Raw genomic sequence first — 19,563 nt, 5'->3', positions numbered from 1 at the left:
CTCGCGGGTTCCGGACCGTGGACTCGCGGGGTTTGGGCTGAGGGTTTGCGGGGTTTGGGCTGAGGGTTTGCGGGTTTGGGCTGATAATGGGGGCATGGTTGAGCGGAGTCTTTGGATGCGGAGGATTGAGGGTGATCCTGGGCATTCCGCCTGGTATGTGGAGCGGTTTCGGGCGATGGCGCGGGCCGGCGACGATCTTGCTGGGGAGGCGCGTCTTGTGGATGCGATGGTGGCGCGTCGCGCACGCATCCTTGACGCGGGCTGTGGGCCTGGCCGCGTAGGTGGTGCGCTGGCCGCCGCTGGGCACGAGGTTGTCGGTGTCGATGTCGACCCGGTTCTCGTCGCGGCCGCCGAGCAGGACCACCCGGGGCCTCGGTGGCTGGTCGGTGACCTGGCCGAGCTCGACCTGCCCGCGCGGGGTGTCACCGAGCCGTTCGACGCCCTCGTCTGCGCCGGGAACGTGATGACGTTCCTCGCCCCCAGCACCCGCAGGGACGTGCTGGCCCGGTTCCTCTCGCACCTCACCGGGGACGGCCGGGCCGTGATCGGGTTCGGCGCCGATCGCGGCTACCCGTTCGACGAGTTCCTCGCCGACGCGGCGGCCGCCGGGTTCGAACCCGACCTTCTGCTGTCCACGTGGAACCTGCGGCCCTTCTCCGACGATGCGGACTTCCTCGTCGCGATTCTGCGTCCCGCACGCTGACCCGCCGCACGGCACGCGGGAAGAAGACACCCGGCCGGGACCCGAGCACGATGAGTCGAGGGAAACTCCGTTGAGACTGGAGGCGGACGTGGCTGAGCTGGACCCGATCGAGGACCTGGCCACCGAGGCCGAGGAGATCGACGAGCTGGTCGCCGGGCTGACGCCGGAGCAGTGGGCGCTCGAGACCCCGGCGCCCACCTGGACCATCGCCCACCAGGTGGCCCACCTGGCCGGGATGTTCCAGCTGAGCGGGCTGTCGGCCGCGGAACCGGTGACGTTCACCGAGTTGATGAACTCGCTCGGCGCGGACTTCGACGCCAACGTCCACAACTCGCTCGCCGAGTTCCTGAACGACCCGCCCGAGGTCCTGACGACCCGGTGGCACTTCGAGCGGGACGCCGCGATCAAGCAGCTCTCGGTGCTGCCGCTGGACCACCTGATCCCCTGGCTGGTGCGGCCGATCCCGGTCGCCGTCATGATCAAGGTGGGCATGATGGAGCTGTTCGCGCACGCGCAGGACATCGCGGACACCCTGGGCACGCGGCGGGTACACACCAACCGGATCTGGCACGTTGCCGAGGTCGCCGTGCACGCGTGGACCTTCGGCTACCTCGCCCGCGGCATGGTCCCGCCCGCGGGCGGGTTCCGGTTCGAGCTGATCGGCCCGTCCGGTCACCCCCGGACGCTCGGGTCGCCGGACGCCGAGCAGGAGATCGCGGGTACCGCGGTGGACTTCTGCCTGCTGGCCACCCGCCGCCGCCACCGCGACGATCTCGACCTGACCGCCGTCGGCCCGGACGCCAACGCGTGGCTGGACATCGCGCAGGCCTACCGAGGACCCGCCGGTCCCGGCCGCAAGCCCGGACAGTTCCCGAAGGGCTGACCAACCGGCTGACGCCGGCTGGACCGGGCGGACGCGAAAGCGTCGGCCGCCGGACCGGTCGTCAACGGCGGCGGCGCAGCTTGTCCAGTGCGAACGCGCCAGGGCCCGCGATGCCGATCAGCAGGAAGATCCACGCGAACAGCGCGGCGGCCTCGCCACCGTTGGGCAGCGGCAGCAGCGCAAGTGGCTGGTGCACGGTGAAGTAGCCGTAGGCCATCGCACCCGAGCACAGCAGCGCGGCGGGCCGGGTGAGGAAACCGGCGAACACGAACGCGCCCGCGACCAGGTGGATCATCGAACCCCACCAGTCCGGCCAGCTGAACAGCTCGACCGAGCCGCCCATCGTGTCGATACCGCCGAACGCACCGAACAGGCCCATCAGCCCGTGGCACACGAACAGGAACGACACGACGACGCGGGTCGCACCCAGCGCCAACGCCTGCGGCTTCCCGTCGAACGGCGTGGCGGTCACAGAAGTGGTGGTGGGCAGAGCAGTGGTGGTCATCGCCATGTCCTTCGTGCCGGGTGACTCTCTGTGCCTTCACCGACACGTCGAACCAGCCGCGACCGGATCGACAACCCGGACCAGAGTTCTTCGTGAGCGGGCACGGCACCCGGTCAGCGGGCCTGGCTCCGCCACCACCTGCGGCGGGGCCGTTCGAGGTGGCCCTCGTCGTGAAGCCACGTCTCGAAGCGGTCCAGGTCGGCGCGGAAGGACAGGCCGACGGGCTTCGGGTGGCGCCGCGCCCACGTGTCGAACAGCGGGCCGAACAGCTCGTCGAGGCGATCGGCCAGGTCGGGCCGCAGGTGGGCGGCGATCGAGCGGCGCTTCGACCGCAGCGCGGCCGCCTCGACACCGATGCGGTGAGCGTCGAACCCGGCGGGCACCGGGCCGTCGGTGAGCAGCGCGCGCACCAGTGCGAGCTGCTGCGCGGCCAGGTCGTCCCGCGTGGTCATCGGCGGCGCTCCACGACGGCCCGGATCGTCGCGAGCTCGGCGGCCAGGTCGGCGTCGGGCGGGTAGTCGTCGTCGCGTTCCAGCATCACGCCGGGTGGGTCGACTCGCGCGCACAGCTCGCCGAGCACGTCAAGTACCTCCCTCGGCACCGAGTGCGCGTGGGTGTCGTGGTAGATCCCGTCGTGGGTGACCCCGCCCGCCACGTGCACGTAGGCGAGCCGTTCCAGTGGCAGCTCGTCGAGGAACGCCTCGGGAGCGGTGCCGACGTTGACGGCGTTGGCGTGCAGGTTGGCCACGTCGACGAGCAGCAGGCAGCCGGTGCGCTCGACCAGTTCGGCGAGGAACTGTCCCTCGGTCAGCTCGTTGTCGGGCCAGTCGAAGACCGCCGCGACGTTCTCAAGCGCGAGCGGCACCGGCAGGTCCGCCTGCGCCCGCTTCACGTTGTCCACCAACACGTTCAACGCGTCTCGCGTGCGTGGCACCGGGAGCAGGTGCCCGGAGTCCAGCCCGCCGGCACGGGTGAACGCGACGTGCTCACTGACCAGCGGTGCGCCGACCGCGGCCGCGACCGTGGCCAGATGCTCGATCCGCGTGTGGTCGACCGGTTCCGCGCCACCGAGCGAGAGCGACACCGCGTGCGCGACCACCGGCACCCCGCGTGCCCGCAGCACGGTCAGCGACTCCGGCAGCGGGCCGGGGTGGATGTTCTCCGCCAGGACTTCCACGAAGTCGAGGCCGGGTAGTCGTTCGACGGTCAGGTCGATCTCCGGCCGCCAGCCGATCCCGATGCCCAGCCGCGGCACGCCGGTCATCCGGAGCCGCCGCCGCAACCGCCACCGCCGCCGCAGGACGAGCCGCCGCTGCACGACGACGAGGACCCACCGCTGCACGAGGACGATGACCCGCCGCTGCACGTGTAGCCGCTCGGTGTGGAGGTGGTGTACGAGCCAGAAGACGCGTAGTTCCACGCGAGCGGCGTCAGCGCGGCCGGGGCGGCGAGCGCGAGCGCTTCGGACAGGTTCGTGTCGGCGAGCACGCGCGGGCCGGTGACAGCCATCCGCGCCAGCGGTTCCGCGTCGCTGCCCTGCGCCCGGACCTCGGCCACCACGCGGTCGCCGTGCACGGTGCGCGCCCTGCGGCCGGACACGGCCCGGAACTTCAGCACGGCCACGAGTACGAGCGTCAAGGCGAGCAGGAACGTGAGGTAGCCGACGGGCAGGTTCTCGGCCATGCCGTTGATCCAGCGCACGATCCCGGCCGCGAACACCACGTACAGCACGACGGGCCCGAGCCTTCTGGCCCGGATCGCGGCCGATGGCGCGACCAGCAGGCCGCGGCGGACCAGCGAGTCACCGATCGCGGTGACCTCCTTGCCGACCGCGTCCCGCCGGACGATCGCGGCCACCATCCTCGGCCGGTTCGCCTCGTACAGCACCGCGTCGTCCAGCGGGTGCCCGGTCGACCCGCCACCGGAGTTGTCGGACACCTGACCACTGCGGTTGACCCGGACCAGCCCGGCCCCGGCCAGCCGGGCGATCGCGACCTGTACCGCGCCGACCGGTCCCCCGCCGAGAAAACCCAGCTCGGTCACGTCCAGCCGCCCCGGCGGCTCCGCCAGCCGCGGCCTGCGCACCCTCATGCGCGTCCAGATCGCCACGACGACGCCGACCACCAGGCCCGCGCCGTACAGCCACAGGAACTCCGGTCCTGACAAACCCCATGGGTGCATGCGAGTACCCCTCCCCCACCGATGTCCTCGGATCATCCCCGACTCGGATCGGCGGCGGCCATGACCCGGTCGGACGTGACGATCCTGTTATCCGAGTGTGTTCATACGGCCGCCGCGACCTTCGGTTCCTCCTCGTTCCTGGCGGCTGTCCTTGCCGCCAGGCGGTTCTCGCGTTCCTGGGCGCCGATCAGATCATCCGGCAGGGAGTCCTCGATCTCGGTGTCGAAGCGGCGGAGCAGCCGGATCGCGAAGCCGCCCGCGGTGATCAGGAGCAGCGCCAGACCGAACACGACGTAGCCGAGGCCGATGCCGCGGCCATCGCCGGTGCCGATCAGCGCGCCTACCGTGCCGGCCAGCGCGCCGTCGTCGGCCATCAGCGGTTCGAACAGCGCGGTGGCGCCCGGCGCGAGGACGGCGAACCCGATCGGCAGGGTGGACCAGGTGATGGTCTGGTTCAGCGCGAACACGCGGCCGTGGTAGCGCTGCGGCACCTTCACCTGCACGAGCGTCGCGTAGATGCCCTGGGCCATGGCCATGGAACCCGCCATCACGACCATGCCGCAGAACACGACGACGAGCGACGCGTCGAGGCCGATCACCAGGCAGCCGAGCGCGGTGCCGAGGTTGCCGACGAGCACGCCGAGCATGCGTCGTTTCTTCGGCCCGCCCCACACCGACATGAGGATGCCGCCGGTGATCGCGCCCGCCGCCTCGGCGAACGCGACCTGTGCGACCTCGGTGGTGGTCGCGAACGACAGGACCAGCGGGGTGACCAGCACCAGCGCGGGTGCGAGGAAGACGTTGCCCAGCGCGAAGTACACCAGCATGGTGCGGAAGCCGCGGTGGTTCCACGAGTACCGCAGCCCGTTGAGGATGGCGACCATCAGCGGCTCGCGTGGCCGCCAGCCCAGCAGGTCGGGGAAGCGCACGAGCGTGAGCGCGACGATCGCGAACACGTAGCTCGCCACGTCGACCAGCAGGATGCCCTCGAGCCCGATCACCGCGTACAGGCCCGCCGCGAGGACCGGCATCAGGAGCTGGGCGGTGCCGGTGGACAGCTGCACGATGCCCATGGCATGCCCGAGGAACCGCTTTGGCACCAGCTGTGGCACCGCGGACTGGAACGCGATCCGCTGGAACGAACCGGCCACCTGGGACAGCGAGACCAGTAGGTAGATATGCCACAGGGACAGGGATTCGGTGAACAGCAGCGCGGCGAGTCCCAGTTGGACGGTGCCCGAAACGCAGCTCGCCAGCATCATGACCTTGCGCCGGTCGACCCGGTCGGTGATCGCACCGGCCACCGGCAGGGTGAGCACGCCGAAGAGCAGCGCGAGCGCCCACAGGAGCCCGAGGTCGGTGACGGAGCCGGTGCGCGTGTAGAGCCAGATCGGCAGCGCGAACGCGGTCAGCAGGGAGCCAGTCGTGGACACGAGCTGACCCGCGGTGACGGCGACGAACCGGGACATGGTCGGTTTCACGACCGGTTCGGCCGAGCCGGTACCGAGGCCGGTGCCGAGTCTCTGCCAGGCACGCAGGTCCCACGGCGCGTCCTCGCCGCGTGCCGCCCGCTCCAGCGGTGCGGTGTCCTCCCGCGCGATCGCCGGGTGCACCGAGGTGATGATCTCGGCCAGCTCGCTCGCCCGGTACTTGAGGAAGAAGTGACCCGCCTGGTCGAGCACGACGAGGCCGAGCGTGTCGGACAGGAACTGCCACTCGGCGTACCGCTCGGTGTAGTAGTCGGTGACCGGGTCCTCGGAGCCGACGATCGAGACGATCGGCGCCTCGATCTTCGCGGCGCGCCGGTCGAGCAGCCCGGTGAAGTAGTCCTCCGACGCCCGTGAGTCGGCACGCATGTTGGAGATGATGCGGTCGGCCTGCTCGGGGTCCAGCTCGTCGGTGTCGACGCCCATGGACTTGAGCCACGCGCCGTAGTGGCGGTTGCTCTTGAGCTTTTCCAGCCGGTTGCGCAGCGCGGCGAACGCGCCCTTGGGCCGGGCGAACGGGAACATGGCGCCGATGTAGACGACCTCGAGCTCCCGCCCGGCGGCCTCGATCTTGCGGGCCACCTCGGCGGTGATGGCCGAGCCGACGCCGCAGTGCCCGTAGAGCGCGAGGGGGCCGTCGACCCGTTCGAGCACCTCCTCGGCGAGGCGGGTGGTCAGCTCGTCGAACGGGAGCGCGTCCTCCTCCAGACCGACGTCGTGGCCGGGGATCGCGACCGACCAGAGCCCGTAGCCGTCGGGGAGCGCGTCGGCGAGCGGCTGGTAGACGATCGCGCTGCCGCCGCCGTATGGCACGCACACGTAGCTGAGCTTCTTCTTGCCACGCACGGGTTTGGTCAGCTCGTACAGCAGGCGGCGCGGCCCGTCGTCGGTCACCTCGCCCGACATGAAGGACGCGAGGTCGCGGATCGTGCGGTGGGTGAACAGGTCCATCACGCCGACCGCGCGGGTGCCGGTGCTCTCCTTGCGGATGCGGGCGACGACCTGGGTGGCGAGCATGGAGTGGCCGCCGAGGTCGAAGAAGTCGTCGTCGATGCCGAGCGTGCCGACGCCGAGGACCTCCTTCCAGATCACCGCGAGCAGTCGTTCTGTGTCGTTGCGCGGCTCGACCAGCTCGGCACTCGCGTCGCGGGTGACCACGGGCGCCGGCAGGGCCTTGCGGTCGAGCTTTCCGTTGGGGGTCAACGGAAGCGTGTCAAGCTCGACGAACGCCGAGGGCACCATGTACTCCGGCAGCGTCTCCTTCAGGGCCGCCTTGAGGTTGTCGGCGGCACCCACGACGTAGGCGACGAGGCGCTTGTCGCCCGGATTGTCCTCGCGGACGATCACCGCCGCCTCGGTCACGCCATCCTGGTCACGCAGCGCGGACTCGATCTCACCCAGCTCGATCCGCAGGCCGCGCAGCTTGACCTGGTGGTCGATGCGGCCGAGGAAGTCGACCTTCCCATCCTGCCGCCACCGTGCGAGGTCGCCGGTGCGGTACAGGCGGGCGCCGGGTTCGGTCGAGAACGGGTCGGGCACGAACCGCTCGGCGGTGAGCGCGGGACGGCGGTGGTAGCCGATGGCGAGCCCGGTGCCGCCGATGTGCAGCTCCCCCGCCACGCCGACCGGTGCCGGGTTGCCGCGCTCGTCGAGCACGTACAGCCGCAGGTTCGCGATCGGCACGCCGATCGGCACGGCGGTCACCCCGGCGAGCGCGTCCGGCGTGCAGTGCCATGCGCTGACGTCGATCGCCGCCTCCGTCGGCCCGTAGAGGTTGTGCAGCTCGCAGTGCGGGAACCTGGTGGTGAACTCGGCGGCGGCGGCGTGCGGCAGCTCCTCGCCGGAGCAGATCACCCTGCGCAGCGCCGTGGCCGCTTCGATGCCGTCCTCCCCGAGGAAGACGGTGAGCATCGACGGCACGAAGTGCGTGGTGGTGATGTCCTGCGCGACCAGGAGGTCGCGAAGGTACCCGGCGTCCTTGTGGCCGCCGGGCTTCGCGAGCACGAGCCGCGCGCCGGTCTGGAGCGGCCAGAAGAACTCCCACACCGACACGTCGAAGCTCGCGGGCGTCTTCTGCAGCACGGCGTCGGACGCGGTGAGGCCGTAGCGCTTCTGCATCCAGTCGAGGCGGTTCACGATGCCGCGGTGGGTGTTGGGCACGCCCTTCGGCCTGCCGGTGGAGCCGGACGTGTAGATCACGTACGCGAGGTGGTCCGAGGTGGTGGGCGGCGGGTTGTGGATCGGCCTGCCCGACCACTCGTCCTCGTGGTCGAGGATGAGCACGGTCGCGTCGGTGGGCGGCAGCACGTCCTGCAGGTGGCTCTGCGTCAGCACCACGGGGGCCGCCGCGTCGGACACCATGAACGCGAGCCGGTCGGCCGGGTACTCGGGGTCGAGCGGCACGTACGCCGCACCAGCCTTGAGCACGCCGAGCAGCCCGGCGACCAGTTCGAGGGACCGTTCGGCGCACACGCCGACGAGGGTCTGTTCGCCGACGCCGGTGGCGCGCAGCCGGTGCGCGATCCGGTTGGCCATCGCGTTGAGCTGCGCGTAGTTGAGGCTCTCACCCTCGAAGGTGACCGCGACGGCCTCCGGCGTGCTGACCACCTGTTGCTCGACGATCCCGTGGAGCGTGGCCGCGGCCGGGAAGTCGGCCGCGGTGTCGTTCCAGGCGTCGACGACCAGCGCGGTCTCGCCGGGGGCCATGACGTCCAGTTCGGACACGCGGGTGTCCGGCGCGGCCGCGATCGCGGCGACCAGCGCGCCGAACCGGCCCGCCATGCGTTCCACCGTGGACCGGTCGAACAGGTCCGTGTTGTAGACGAGCTTGCCCCACAGGCCGTCCGGCACCTCGACGACGTGCAGCTCGAAGTCGAACCGGGTGGCGCGCAGCTCCATCGGCGTCCACCGGAACGAGGTCCCGGAGTCCGACGCGGCGGAGGAGAACCGGCCCATCTCGTAGTTCTGCAGCACGAACATCGCCTGGAACACCGGCGAGCGGGACACGTCGCGCGGCAACCCAAGCTCCTGCACGACCTTGGCGAACGGCACGTCGGCGTGCTCGAACCCGTCCAGGACGCCGCGCTGGGTGGCCGCCAGCAGTTCGGTGAACGCCGGGTCGGCGGACAGGTCGGCACGCAGCGGCAGCATGTTGATGAACATGCCGACCACGTCCTCCAGCTCTGGCGCGGACCGCCCGGCCACCGACGCGCCGACCGCGAAGTCGTCCTGCCTGGCGTGCCGGGCAAGGAACACCTGGTAGGCCGCGAGGAGCGTCATGAACAGCGTGCCGCCGCCGCGCCGGGACAGGTCACCGAGCGCGTCGGTGGTGTCCCGGTCGACGGTCAGCTCGACGTAGTCGCCGTGGTAGGTCTGGGTCGCGGGCCGGGGCCGGTCGGCGGGCAGTTCGAGCGGCTCGATCCCGGCCAGGCATTCCTTCCAGTACGCGACGTGCCGTTCGGCCTCTGGACCGGCGAGCCGCGCCGCCTCCCAGACGGCGAAGTCGCCGTACTGGATCGGCATCGTCGGCAGCGAGCCACCGCGGTACAGCGTGATCACGTCGCGGAGCATCACGTCGACCGACCAGCCGTCGCCGACGATGTGGTGCTTGGACAGCAACAGGACGTGGTCGTCGGCCGCCAGCTCGACGAGCAGCGCACGCAGCAGCGGCCCGGTGGCGAGATCGAACGGCTCGACCGCGGCCGCGTCTACCAGCCGCTGCGCCGCTGCCTCGTCCACCGCGGCCTCGATCCGCAGCGGCACCTCGACGTGGTCCTCGACCACCACCGTCGGCCTGCCGTCGGTGTCGGCGGGGAACCGGGTGCGCAGCGACTCGTGCCGCGCCACCAGCCCGGCGAGGGCCGCCCGCAGCGCGGTCACGTCCAGCGGGCCACGGATCCGCAACGGCACCGCGATGTGGTACGCCGCCTCGCCGGGTGCGATCTGGTCCATGAACCAGACGCGCTCCTGTGCGTAGGACAGCGGTACCTCGCTGCCGTCCGGCCGGGGCCGGACGCGATGCTGGGCCGCCGCGTCCGGCTTGCGGAGCCGCTTGGCGAGCAGGGCTGCTCTGGCCGCGCTGCGGTCGGCGGCCTCCGGCAGGGCTGTCATGGGATTACTCAGTCTCCTTCGCCAGCAGGGCGGCGACCTCGTCGTCGGACAGCTGCGCCAGTTCGGCGTCGAGCAGGCGTTCGATCTCGGCGGCCAGGTCGGCGACCACCGGGAAGCTGAACAGCGCCCGCATCGGCACGTCGACGTCGATCCGGTTGCGGATCTGCGCCATCGCCCGCATGCCGCGCAGCGAGTTGCCACCGAGGTCGAGGAAGTCGTCGAGCGCACCGACCTTCTCGATGCCGAGGATCTCCGCGAACACCTCGGCGACCAGCACCTCGGCGTCGGTGCGGGGCGCGAGGTAGGCCTGCCCCTCCGGCGTCACGGGCGCCGGCAGGGCGTCGCGGTCGAGCTTTCCGTTGGGGGTCAACGGAAGTGCGTCCAGAGTCACGAACGCGGACGGCACCATGTGCTCGGGCAGCGTGCGTGCCAGCTCACCGGCCAGCACGTCGAGGTCGGGGCCGCCGACCAGGTAGCCGACGAGCAGCTCATCGCGCAGCACGGCGACGGCCTCGCGGACGTCGGGGTTGGCCAGCATGGCCGAGGCGATCTCGTCCAGCTCGACACGCATGCCGCGGATCTTCACCTGGTGGTCGTCGCGGCCGAGGTAGTCGAGCGTGCCGTCCCCGCGCCAGCGGGCGAGGTCACCGGTGCGGTACATCCGCCCGCCATCGGCGAACGGGTCGGGCAGGAACCGCTGCGCGGTCAGCGCGGGCCTGCCGAGGTAGCCCCGCGCGACCTGGGTGCCCGCCACGTACAGCTCGCCGACGACACCCGGCGGCACCGGGTTCAGCCGGGCGTCCAGCACGTACGCGCGCATGCCGGGGATGGGCCTGCCGATGCTGACCGGTCCTGGCGCCAGCTCCTCCCCCGGTGCGACGCCAACGGCGACGCAGCCGACGGTGGCCTCGGTGGGGCCGTACTCGTTGACCACGGTCGCGCCCGGGTTGGCGGCACGCCACCCGGCCAGCTGTTCGGCGGTCAGCGCCTCGCCGCCGAGCACGAGGTCCCCGGTCGGCGACAACGCGGCGTCCAGCAGCGGCAGCTGGCCGGGGGTCGCCTTGACGAACGCGGGTGCGCCGCCGTCGCGGGCTGCCGGGTCGTCGATGGCGGCGAGGCGGATCGTGCCGCCCGCGGTGAGCGGGCCGAGCAGCGCGGTCACCGTGAGGTCGAACGACACCGGTGAGTGCATGAGCACGGTCCCGGACAGGCTCGGGTACGCCGCCCGCGCGTAGGTCAGGTAGGCGTTGAGGGACCGGTGCTCGACCACGACACCCTTGGGGCGTCCGGTGGAGCCGGAGGTGTAGATGACGTAGGCGGGGTGCCCGCCACACAGGGGCGCGCGCCGGTCGCCGTCCGCCAGATTACTGTCCACTGTGGACGATCTGGGCAAGGGCTTGGTGAGCGTCATGGCGGGCGCGGCGTCGGCGAGCATGAACGCGATCCGGTCGGCCGGGTACGCGGGATCGACGGGCACGTAGCCGGCACCGGACTTGAGCACGGCGAGGATCGCGACCACGAGGTCCGCGCAACGCGGCAACGTCAGCGCCACCAGTGATCCCGGCCCGGCGCCCCGCTCGACGAGCGTGCGCGCGAGCCGGTTCGCGGCCGCGTTCAGCTCGGCGTAGGTCATGGCGCGGTCACCGGCGATCAGCGCGGTCCGCGCCGGGTTCGCGGCGGCCTGCCGCTCGACCAGTTCCGGCACCGTGGCCTCGGGCACGTCCATGGCCGGTCCGACGGCCCAGGCGCCGGTCACCAGCTCGTGCTCCGCCTGGGTGAGCAGCGGCAGGTCACCGACCCTGGTGTCCGGCCCGGTGACCGCGGTGTCGAGCAGCCGCAGGTAGCGGGCCACCACGGACTCCGAGGTGGTCCGGTCGAACAGTGCCGTGCGGTACAGGAGCCTGCTGCGGCCGTTCGTCACGTCGAACGCGAGGTCGTCCTTGGTGGTGCCGAGCGTGATCCCGTCGAACCCGGAGTCCGGGATGTAGTTGAACGCCACCTGGAACACCGGCTGCACGGCCGGGTCCCGCTGTGGCGCGACCGCCTCGACGATCTTCTGGAACGGCGTGTGCCAGTGCTCCATGACGTCCAGCAGTGCGCCCCGCACCCGGCCGAGCAATTCGGTGAACGTGGGGTCGCCGGACACGTCGACACGCAACGCGACCGGGTTGACGAACATCCCGACCAGTGGTGCGAGCTCGGGCAGGTCACGGCCGCTGGTGGACAGGCCGAGCACCACGTCGTCCGAACCGGACAGCCGGGACAGCAGGGCCGCGTACGCGCTCAGCAGCACCATCTGCGGGGTGGCCGACGCCGTCCTGCTCACGTCGCCGACGCGATCGAGCAACCCGGCTGGCATGTCGAACCACACCTCGTCACCGGCGAACGTCGGCCGCGACGGGCGGGGCCGGTCGGTGGGCAGGCCGATCACCGGGGGCGCGCCGACGAGCCGCTCACGCCAGAACGCGAGCTGCCGCGCCGGGTCGCCGAGTTGGTCGCGCTGCCAGGCGGAGTAGTCGGCGTACTGGATGGCGAGGTCGGGCAGCCGGGGCGGGCGGCCCTCGACCCCCGCCCGGCAGAGTTCGGCCACCTCGTCGCGCAGCACCAGGATCGAGTGGCTGTCGAACACGGCGTGGTGGGCGACGAACAGCAGCGCGAGCCGGTCACCCGGCAGGCGGGCCAGCCTCGCGCGCCACAGCGGCGGCCGGTCGAGCGGAATCGGGGTGCGTGCCTGTTCCTCCGCGACCGCGAAGGTCCGTGCCTTCACCTCGGCGGGGTCCACCCCGGACAGGTCCACGACCTCGAGCGTGAACGACTCGACGGCCCGCACGACCTGGACCAGTTCGTCACCGTCCGCGCGCAGGTAGGTGCGCAGCGCCTCGTGCCGGGCCACGATCTGCCGCAGTGCTTCGGTGGCCCGTTCGACGGTCACCCCGGCGGGCAGGCCCTCCGGCAGGGACACGTTGTAGACCGGCGAGTCCGGGTCGAGCTGGTTGGCCAGCCACACCCGCTCCTGCGCGTAGGACGCCGGGAACGTCCATTCCTGCGTCATGTCATCACCTCGCGCAGCGACTTGGGCCGCATGTCGGTCCACACGGTGTCCACGTGGGACAGACACTCGTCCCTCGTGCCCGCGAAACCCGTGTCGTGCCAGCCCGATGGCAACCCGCGGTCGTGCGGCCAGATCGAGTACTGCTCCTCGTCGTTGCGTACCACGAGGAAACGCTGTTCCGACATCAGTCCTCCTGGGACGGCTGGTACGCCTCTGCCATGGCGACGGCGATCTTGCGGGCGCCGGTGAACGGTTCACGAGCGTGCGCGGCGGTCATGTTGTCGACCACCAGCACGTCGTCGCGGTGGTAGTCGAAACGGGTGCTCGCGGCACGGTAGGTGGCGCGCAGGTGGTCCATGACGTCGGCGGGGATGGGTTCGCCGTCGCCGTAGTAGGTGTTGGTGGGCAGGTCGTCCTCGCCGAACATGGCGACCAGACCCTCCTGCAGGTCCCTGGGCAGCGTGCTCACGTGGAAGAACGTGGCGTGGTTGAACCAGCGGGGCACGTCGCTGCCCGGCCGCAGGTGCACGGCCCTGCGCACGGCGGTGGTGCGCAGACCGTCCTTGCCACGCCACTCGATCTCGATGCCGTTGGCGGCGCAGTACTCGGTGACCTCGTCGCGGCTCTCGGTGTTGAACACGTGCTGCCACGTGGTGCCGAAGTCGGGGTGGAAGTTGCGCACGAGGCGCCACCCCCGGCGCTCGAACTCGCCGCGCACCTCGGGGTCCAGCTCGCGGCAGACCTTGCGGATGTCGGCGAGCGGGGTCGCACCCAGGGTCGCGGGCGGGGTGACGCAGTAGAAGAACAGCGTCAGCGGCCAGCCGGCCTGGTAGGAGTTCTCGTTGTGGAGGAAGATCTCCTCCTCCGGCGGGTAGTCCGTCGAGGTGTAGACCTTGCCCTTGATCGAGTGCCGGGGTGAGGACCGCTCGGTGTAGGTGAGCGGCTCACCGGCGAGGGCGCGGACGACCTCGCCGAAGCCGTCGATGCCACCGATGTCGAACCCGCGCAGCAGCAGCCCACCGTGTTCGACGAGGGCTGCCCGCAGCTCGTCCCGGCGCCGGTCGATCAGCTCCAGGACACCGGTGCTCCCGTCGCTCTCCACGACGTGCGCCAGCGTGGTGGCGGTCGGGGTACTCATGTCGTTGCTCTCCTCAGGAAGATGTGTCAGGCCCGGGGCAGCCGGGGAATGGTCACGGGCGCGGTGTCCGGTGTGGACTCCTCGGCGCGGATCTCCTCGATACGCGTGGCGAGCCCGGCGACCGTCGGCGTCTCGAACAGGATGCGCATCGGCAGCCGTACGCCGACCGCCTTGCGCAGCGCGGCGATCAGCTGCACGGCGACCAGCGAGTTGCCGCCGAGCCCGAAGAAGTCGTCGTCGACGCCGATCGTCTCGACACCGAGTGCCTCCCGCCACACCTGGGCGACGGCCTTCTCCAGTTCGGTGCGCGGCGGGGCCGACCCTTCGCCGGTGACGGCCGGGGTGTCGGTGGCCGATCCCAGGTCGGTCGCGATCGTGTCGGTGGTGACCTCCCGCGCGCGGGCCATGATGTCCGCGACCGGGTGGGTGGTGATCACCACCTGACGCCCGAGGTCGGTGGCGAGGCTGCGGTGGAACGCCGCCGCACCGTCCGCCGGGGTGATGTCGCCGGTCGTCGCCATCGGTGTGTCGGCGGCCGGTTGCGCGGTCAGCCCACTGGTGACCGCGTCCTGGTCGACCTTGCGGAGCACGAACTCGGTGATGGTGACCAGTTCCCTGCCGCCGGCGTCGACCAGCCGCACGTCGGCGGTCACCACGTCGTCGGTGTCGCTGTCGCGGTAGGTGAGGTAGGAGTAGAACTCCCTGGGCAGCGCTGCCCGCACGACGATCCGCCCGTAGGACAGCGGCAGGTAGGTGCCATCGCCCCGGCCGCGGCCGAACGCGGTGGCCACGTCCAGCAGCGCGGGCTGCAGCACCCAGCCGGGCTCGTCGGCCGGTGCCTCGATGTGCGCCAGTTCCTCACCCTCGCCGAGGTGGTGCTCGCGCAGCGCGTGCCACCTCGGGCCGAACGTCAGCATGCTGGTCCTGCCCCGGCCGAACGACGAGTCGTCGTCGACGCGGCGGCAGCGCGCGATGATCCCGTTGACGTCGAGGTCCGCACCGGGCGCGTCGGCGGTCCAGCCCGCCGAGCCACGCACATGGCCGCGGACGGTCCCCGCCGCGACGCTCTGGATCTCCAGGTCCAGACCGTCGTCCACAGTGGACGTGACGACCTGGTACTGCGCCAGCGTGCCGTCCGGCACCGCGAAGGGCTCCAGGAACGCGATGTCCCGCAGTTCCAGCGCGGCACCCGCCGGCATCGGCAGGATGGCCGAGGCGGCCGCCCGCGCGCACTCCAGGTGCCCGGTGCCCGGCACGACCGGCACACCGCCGATCCGGTGCTCGTCGAGGACCCAGTGGGTGCCCGCCGACACGAGGCCGCGCGCGACCGTGTGCGCGGCGCCCTCGGCCACGGTCGTGAGCACCGGGTGGTCCAGCGAGCGGGCCGCGCCGTCGTGCGCGAGCGCGCGGAACGCGGCTGGCGCCTCGGTCTCGACGGCCATGCCGACCTCGGCCCAGCCGCCCCAGTTCTGGCTCAGCACCGGCGCGAGGAAACCGGTACCCGCGCGGGCGAACGCGTCGAGGAAGTTGTTCGCCGCGCAGTAGTCGACCTGGCCGAACCCGCCGACGACCGAGGTGATCGACGAGCACAGGACGACGAAGTCCAGGTCGTCGTCGCCGAACACGCCTGCCAGCGCGAGCGTGCCCGCCAGCTTGGGTGCGAGGACCCTCTCCGCCTCGGCGCGCTCCTTGACCTCCGCCATGCCGCCGCCGGGCAGGCCCGCCGCGTGCACAATGCCGTCCAGCCCGCCGAACTCGTCGTGCGCGGCCGCGCGGATCCGTCGCACGTCGGCTGGGTCGGTCACGTCCGCGGCGAGCACGAGCACCTGCGCGCCCTCGGCTTCCATCCGCCGGATCGCGGCGATGCCTCGGCCGATCCGGTCGGTCGGCGCGCTGCCGTGCACGGCGAGGTAGGTGTCCCATTCCTCGCGCGGCGGCAGGCCCGACCGGGCGGTCAGCACCAGTTTCGCCTTGGCGCGCATGGCGAAGTCCTCGGCGAGCGTGATGCCGACACCGCCGAGTCCGCCGGTGACCAGGTAGCGGCCGCCGTCGCGGAGCGAATGCTCCCCGGCCGGGAGCGACACCTGTTCGTAGCCGCCGACCCAGACCCGCCCGGCCCGCAGCACGACCTCCGCCCGCTCGGGCTCCACCGGCCGGGACAGCTCCGCGACCACGGCACGCACGTCCGAGGTGGCCGCGTCGGCGTCGAGGTGGCGCACGGTGAGACCGGGCAGCTCGGTCGGCAGGACGCGGGCGAGGCCCGCGAGGGTGGCGTGTTCCGGCCGGGTGAGGTCGGTGCCGGTGACGTCGGCGGTGCCCGAGGAGACCAGGTCGAGGTGCACGCCGTCGATGACGCCCGCGCCAGCGAGTGCCTGCACCAGATGCAGCACGCTGAAGAACCCTCGGTCCTGCGCGGCCCACGCGGCGTCGATGTCGGTACCCGCCGGGTCGCCGTCGAGCGCGATGGCGTGCACGATCCGCGCCGGTGTGCCGAGCACGGCGATCAGCGCCTCGTAGTCGGTCCGCTCGCCGGGCCAAGCGGTGAACGCCTCCGTGTCAGGCCCGACCCGTACGACGTCGGCGCCCGCCGCCGCGATGGCGTCGGCCAGCGCGGTGCCGCGCGGGCCGTCGGCGAACACGACGGTCTGTCCGAACGGGACGGTCCGGGTCTCGATCGCCGCCTGCCGCCAGGTCGGCACCGCGAACCAGTCCGCGAGGGGCTGCGGCCCGCGTCGCGCGGGTTTGGCCGTCGTGGCGGAGACCGGGTCGGGCGTGATCCAGTGCCTCTTGAGTTCGAACGGGTAGCCGGGCAGCGGAACCCTGCGAGCGTCCACATCGGACTCGCCGCGGACCGGCACGCCGGTCACCCACAGGGCGCCCGAGGTGGCGGACAGTGTCGCCAGGTCACCAGCCCGCTCGCCGGACGCGGGAAGGCTGGCCAGCGGTACCAGCGCGCGCTGCTCCTGGCTCGCCTTCGCCACCTGCATGCGGGCGAGCCCGGCGAGCTGGCGGCCGGGGCCGCACTCGACGAGCGCCCACCGCTCACCACCGGTCAGCAGCGCGGCGATGTTCGCGCCGAAGCGCACCGGGCTGCGCAGGTGCGCCGCCCAGTACTCCGGGTCGGTGGCCTGCGCGCCCGTGATCCAGTCGCCGGACACGTTGGAAAGAAAGCGGGTCGTCGGCGCGGACAGCGGCACGGTCCGCATCAGCTCGGTGAACTCGGCGAGGACCGGCTCCATCATGGCCGAGTGGAACGCGTGGGACGTGCGCAGTTCCTTGGCCTTCACCCCGGCCGCCTTGAGCTGCTCGGCGTAGGCGGCGACCGCCTCGACGCGACCGGCGACCACGCACGTGCCCGGCCCGTTGACCGTCGCCACCTCCAGTCCGGCAGGCAGGTCCACAGCGGACTCGTCGAGCTGGACCGCGAGCATCGCGCCGGGCGGCACCGACTGCATGAGCCTGCCGCGGGCGGCGACCACGCGCAGCGCGTCGGGCAGGGTGAACACCCCGGCCACGGTCGCCGCGACGTACTCGCCGATCGAGTGGCCGACCATGGCCGACGGCCGCACCCCCATGCTGTGCCACAGGAGTGCGAGCGCGTACTCGACGACGAACAACGCGGGCTGGGTGAACCTCGTCTCCCGCAGCTTCTCCTCCGCGTCGGGGTCCCGGCGCAGGATCAGGTCGCGGACGTCACAGCCCAGCGCGGGGGCGAGCAGTTCGGCGCACTCGTCGACCGCGGCGGCGAACACCGGCCGCGTGTCGTACAGCTCCGCGCCCATCCCGGCGTACTGGGAACCCTGACCGGAGAACAGGAACGCCACGCGCGGGGTCTGTGGCCCGGCAACGCCGGAGAGGTGGCGCCGGGTGGTGCGCAGCGCGGTGACGGCGTCCGGGAGGTCGGCGGCCACGACGGCGGCCCGGTGCGCGTACTCCTGGCGGCCGATCCGCAGGGTGTGAGCGACGTCGGCCAGGTACTCGGGACCGGCGGCCGTGGTGGCGTCGAGGTGGTCGGCGAGCCGGGTGAGCGCGGTGCGCAGTGCCGCCTCGCTACGCGCGGACAGCGCGAGCAGCTGCGGGCCGGACGCCTCGCGCCGGGCCCGCGTGGTCGCGGGTGCCTCACGCAGCACCACGTGCGCGTTGGTGCCGCCGATGCCGAACGAGCTGACACCGGCCGTGCGCGGCAGCCCGTCCGGGTCCCACTTGGTGAGGGTGGACGTGACGTAGAACGGGGTGTCGGCGAACTCGATCGCCGGGTTCGGCCGCTCGTAGTTGATCGACGGCGGGATGATCCCGTGCTCGATCGCGAGCACCGCCTTGATCACGCTGATGATGCCCGCTGACTGGGACAGGTGGCCGATGTTGGCCTTCACCGAGCCGATGCCGCACCACTCGCGCTCGTCGGTGCCCTCGCCGTAGACCATGGACAGCGCCGAGACCTCGATCGGGTCGCCCATGGCGGTGCCGGTGCCGTGCGCCTCGACGTAGGTGATCTCGCGGGGGTCGATCCCGGCCATCCCGACGGCCTGCGCGACCGCCTCGGCCTGACCGTCCACGCTCGGCGCGGTGAACCCGACCTTGTTGCCGCCGTCGTTGTTGATCGCGTTGCCGAGCACGACCGCGCGGATCGTGTCGCCGTCGGCGATCGCGTCGGACAGCCGCTTCACCAGCACGGTGCCGACACCGCTGCCCCACACGGTGCCGTTGGCGCCCGCGTCGAAGGGCCGCACGCGCGCGTCCGGCGAGGTGAAGCCCTCCATGCCGAGATAGCCGATCCCGTGCGGGTGCTCGAGGTTCACCCCGCCCGCGATCGCCATGTCGCACTCGCCGTTGCGCAGCGCCTCGCACGCCAGGTGCAGTGCGACCAGCGACGTGGAGCACGCGGTCGCGACGGTCATGCTCGGCCCGCGCAGATCCAGCCGGTAGGAGGGGCTGGTGGCCACGTAGTTCGGCTGGTTGCCGGTGGCCAGCGAGACCGCGTTGTGCGGTGAGCCGCTCGCGGCGGCGCTGCGCCTGATGTTCTCCCAGAAGTAGGCGTTGCCGCCGCTGCCCGCGTACACGCCGATGGCGCCCGGGTAGCGGGCCGAGTCGTAGCCCGCGTCCTGCAGCACCGTGTAGCAGCTCTCCAGGAACAGCCGGTGCTGCGGGCTGGTGAGGGCGGCCTCGCGGTCGGACATGGCGAACAGACCGGCGTCGAACTGGTCGAAGCCGTCGACGATCGGTGCCGCGGCGACCCAGCCCGGGTCGTCGACCTCGCTCTCCTGTGCGCCGCGGGCCAGCTGCTCCTCGCGGGTGAACGTGGTGACGGACTCGACGCCGTCGACCAGGTTGCGCCAGAACTGGTGCACGTCGTTCGCACCGGGCACGCGCGCGGCGATGCCGACGATCGCGATCGGCTCGACACCGTCCAGTTCGTCCGGCGTGCCGATCTCGTTCGGCTGGTCCATCTCTTCGTGTTCCCCTCTGGTCACTGCGCGGTGCCGCTCTTTCGGTGATTGACGCCG

Annotated in this window: 11 protein-coding genes; 2 read left to right on the top strand and 9 right to left on the bottom strand. The window is 71.8% G+C overall.

All coding sequences use genetic code 11. From position 1 onward, the window contains the following. The first annotated feature begins 94 nt into the window (after window positions 1-94). On the top strand, window positions 95-703 hold the full coding sequence (locus WBA97_RS27015; RefSeq protein ID WP_424233735.1) for a class I SAM-dependent methyltransferase: 609 nt from the start codon (window positions 95-97) through the stop codon (window positions 701-703). Window positions 704-791: 88 nt separating this feature from the next. Further along, window positions 792-1,586, top strand: a complete 795-nt coding sequence (locus tag WBA97_RS27010; protein ID WP_424233734.1) for a TIGR03084 family metal-binding protein — start codon at window positions 792-794, stop codon at window positions 1,584-1,586. A 61-nt stretch (window positions 1,587-1,647) separates the two neighbouring features. Here WBA97_RS27010 and WBA97_RS27005 read toward each other — a convergent pair whose 3' ends face one another. The 9 genes from WBA97_RS27005 to WBA97_RS26965 all read right to left on the bottom strand — a co-directional run bounded on the left by WBA97_RS27005 (window position 1,648) and on the right by WBA97_RS26965 (window position 19,506). Beyond that, window positions 1,648-2,091 carry a DoxX family protein gene (locus WBA97_RS27005; RefSeq protein WP_424233733.1) on the bottom strand — a complete coding sequence of 148 codons (444 nt, stop codon included), beginning with the start codon at window positions 2,089-2,091 and terminating at the stop codon, window positions 1,648-1,650. A gap of 113 nt (window positions 2,092-2,204) precedes the next feature. After that, window positions 2,205-2,543: a hypothetical protein gene (locus WBA97_RS27000; RefSeq protein WP_424233732.1), complete on the bottom strand. Its 339-nt coding sequence runs from the start codon at window positions 2,541-2,543 to the stop codon at window positions 2,205-2,207. Beyond that, window positions 2,540-3,355, bottom strand: coding sequence for a DUF692 domain-containing protein (locus tag WBA97_RS26995; protein ID WP_424233736.1), 816 nt, complete (start codon window positions 3,353-3,355; stop codon window positions 2,540-2,542). The genes WBA97_RS27000 and WBA97_RS26995 overlap by 4 nt, the downstream gene beginning before the upstream one ends. Beyond that, a complete protein-coding gene (locus WBA97_RS26990) occupies window positions 3,352-4,272 on the bottom strand; it encodes a TIGR04222 domain-containing membrane protein (RefSeq protein WP_424233731.1) in 921 nt (306 codons plus the stop codon). Before WBA97_RS26990 ends, WBA97_RS26995 begins: the two co-directional genes overlap by 4 nt. Before the next feature lie 101 nt (window positions 4,273-4,373). Then, window positions 4,374-9,869, bottom strand: coding sequence for an amino acid adenylation domain-containing protein (locus tag WBA97_RS26985; protein ID WP_424233730.1), 5,496 nt, complete (start codon window positions 9,867-9,869; stop codon window positions 4,374-4,376). Between the two features lie 4 nt (window positions 9,870-9,873). Continuing rightward, complete coding sequence (locus tag WBA97_RS26980; protein WP_424233729.1) at window positions 9,874-12,921, bottom strand: non-ribosomal peptide synthetase; 3,048 nt, start codon at window positions 12,919-12,921, stop codon at window positions 9,874-9,876. Continuing rightward, window positions 12,918-13,106, bottom strand: a complete 189-nt coding sequence (locus WBA97_RS26975) for an MbtH family protein (protein ID WP_424233728.1) — start codon at window positions 13,104-13,106, stop codon at window positions 12,918-12,920. The genes WBA97_RS26980 and WBA97_RS26975 overlap by 4 nt, the downstream gene beginning before the upstream one ends. Continuing rightward, window positions 13,106-14,059, bottom strand: a complete 954-nt coding sequence (locus WBA97_RS26970) for a TauD/TfdA family dioxygenase (RefSeq protein ID WP_424233727.1) — start codon at window positions 14,057-14,059, stop codon at window positions 13,106-13,108. Before WBA97_RS26970 ends, WBA97_RS26975 begins: the two co-directional genes overlap by 1 nt. A 26-nt stretch (window positions 14,060-14,085) precedes the next feature. Further along, complete coding sequence (locus tag WBA97_RS26965; protein WP_424233726.1) at window positions 14,086-19,506, bottom strand: SDR family NAD(P)-dependent oxidoreductase; 5,421 nt, start codon at window positions 19,504-19,506, stop codon at window positions 14,086-14,088. Between the last annotated feature and the right edge of the window lie 57 nt (window positions 19,507-19,563).

Source organism: Actinophytocola sp. (genome assembly GCF_049647105.1).
Classification (GTDB): Bacteria; Actinomycetota; Actinomycetes; order Mycobacteriales; family Pseudonocardiaceae; genus Actinophytocola.
This window is presented reverse-complemented; position numbering and strand designations above follow the sequence as displayed.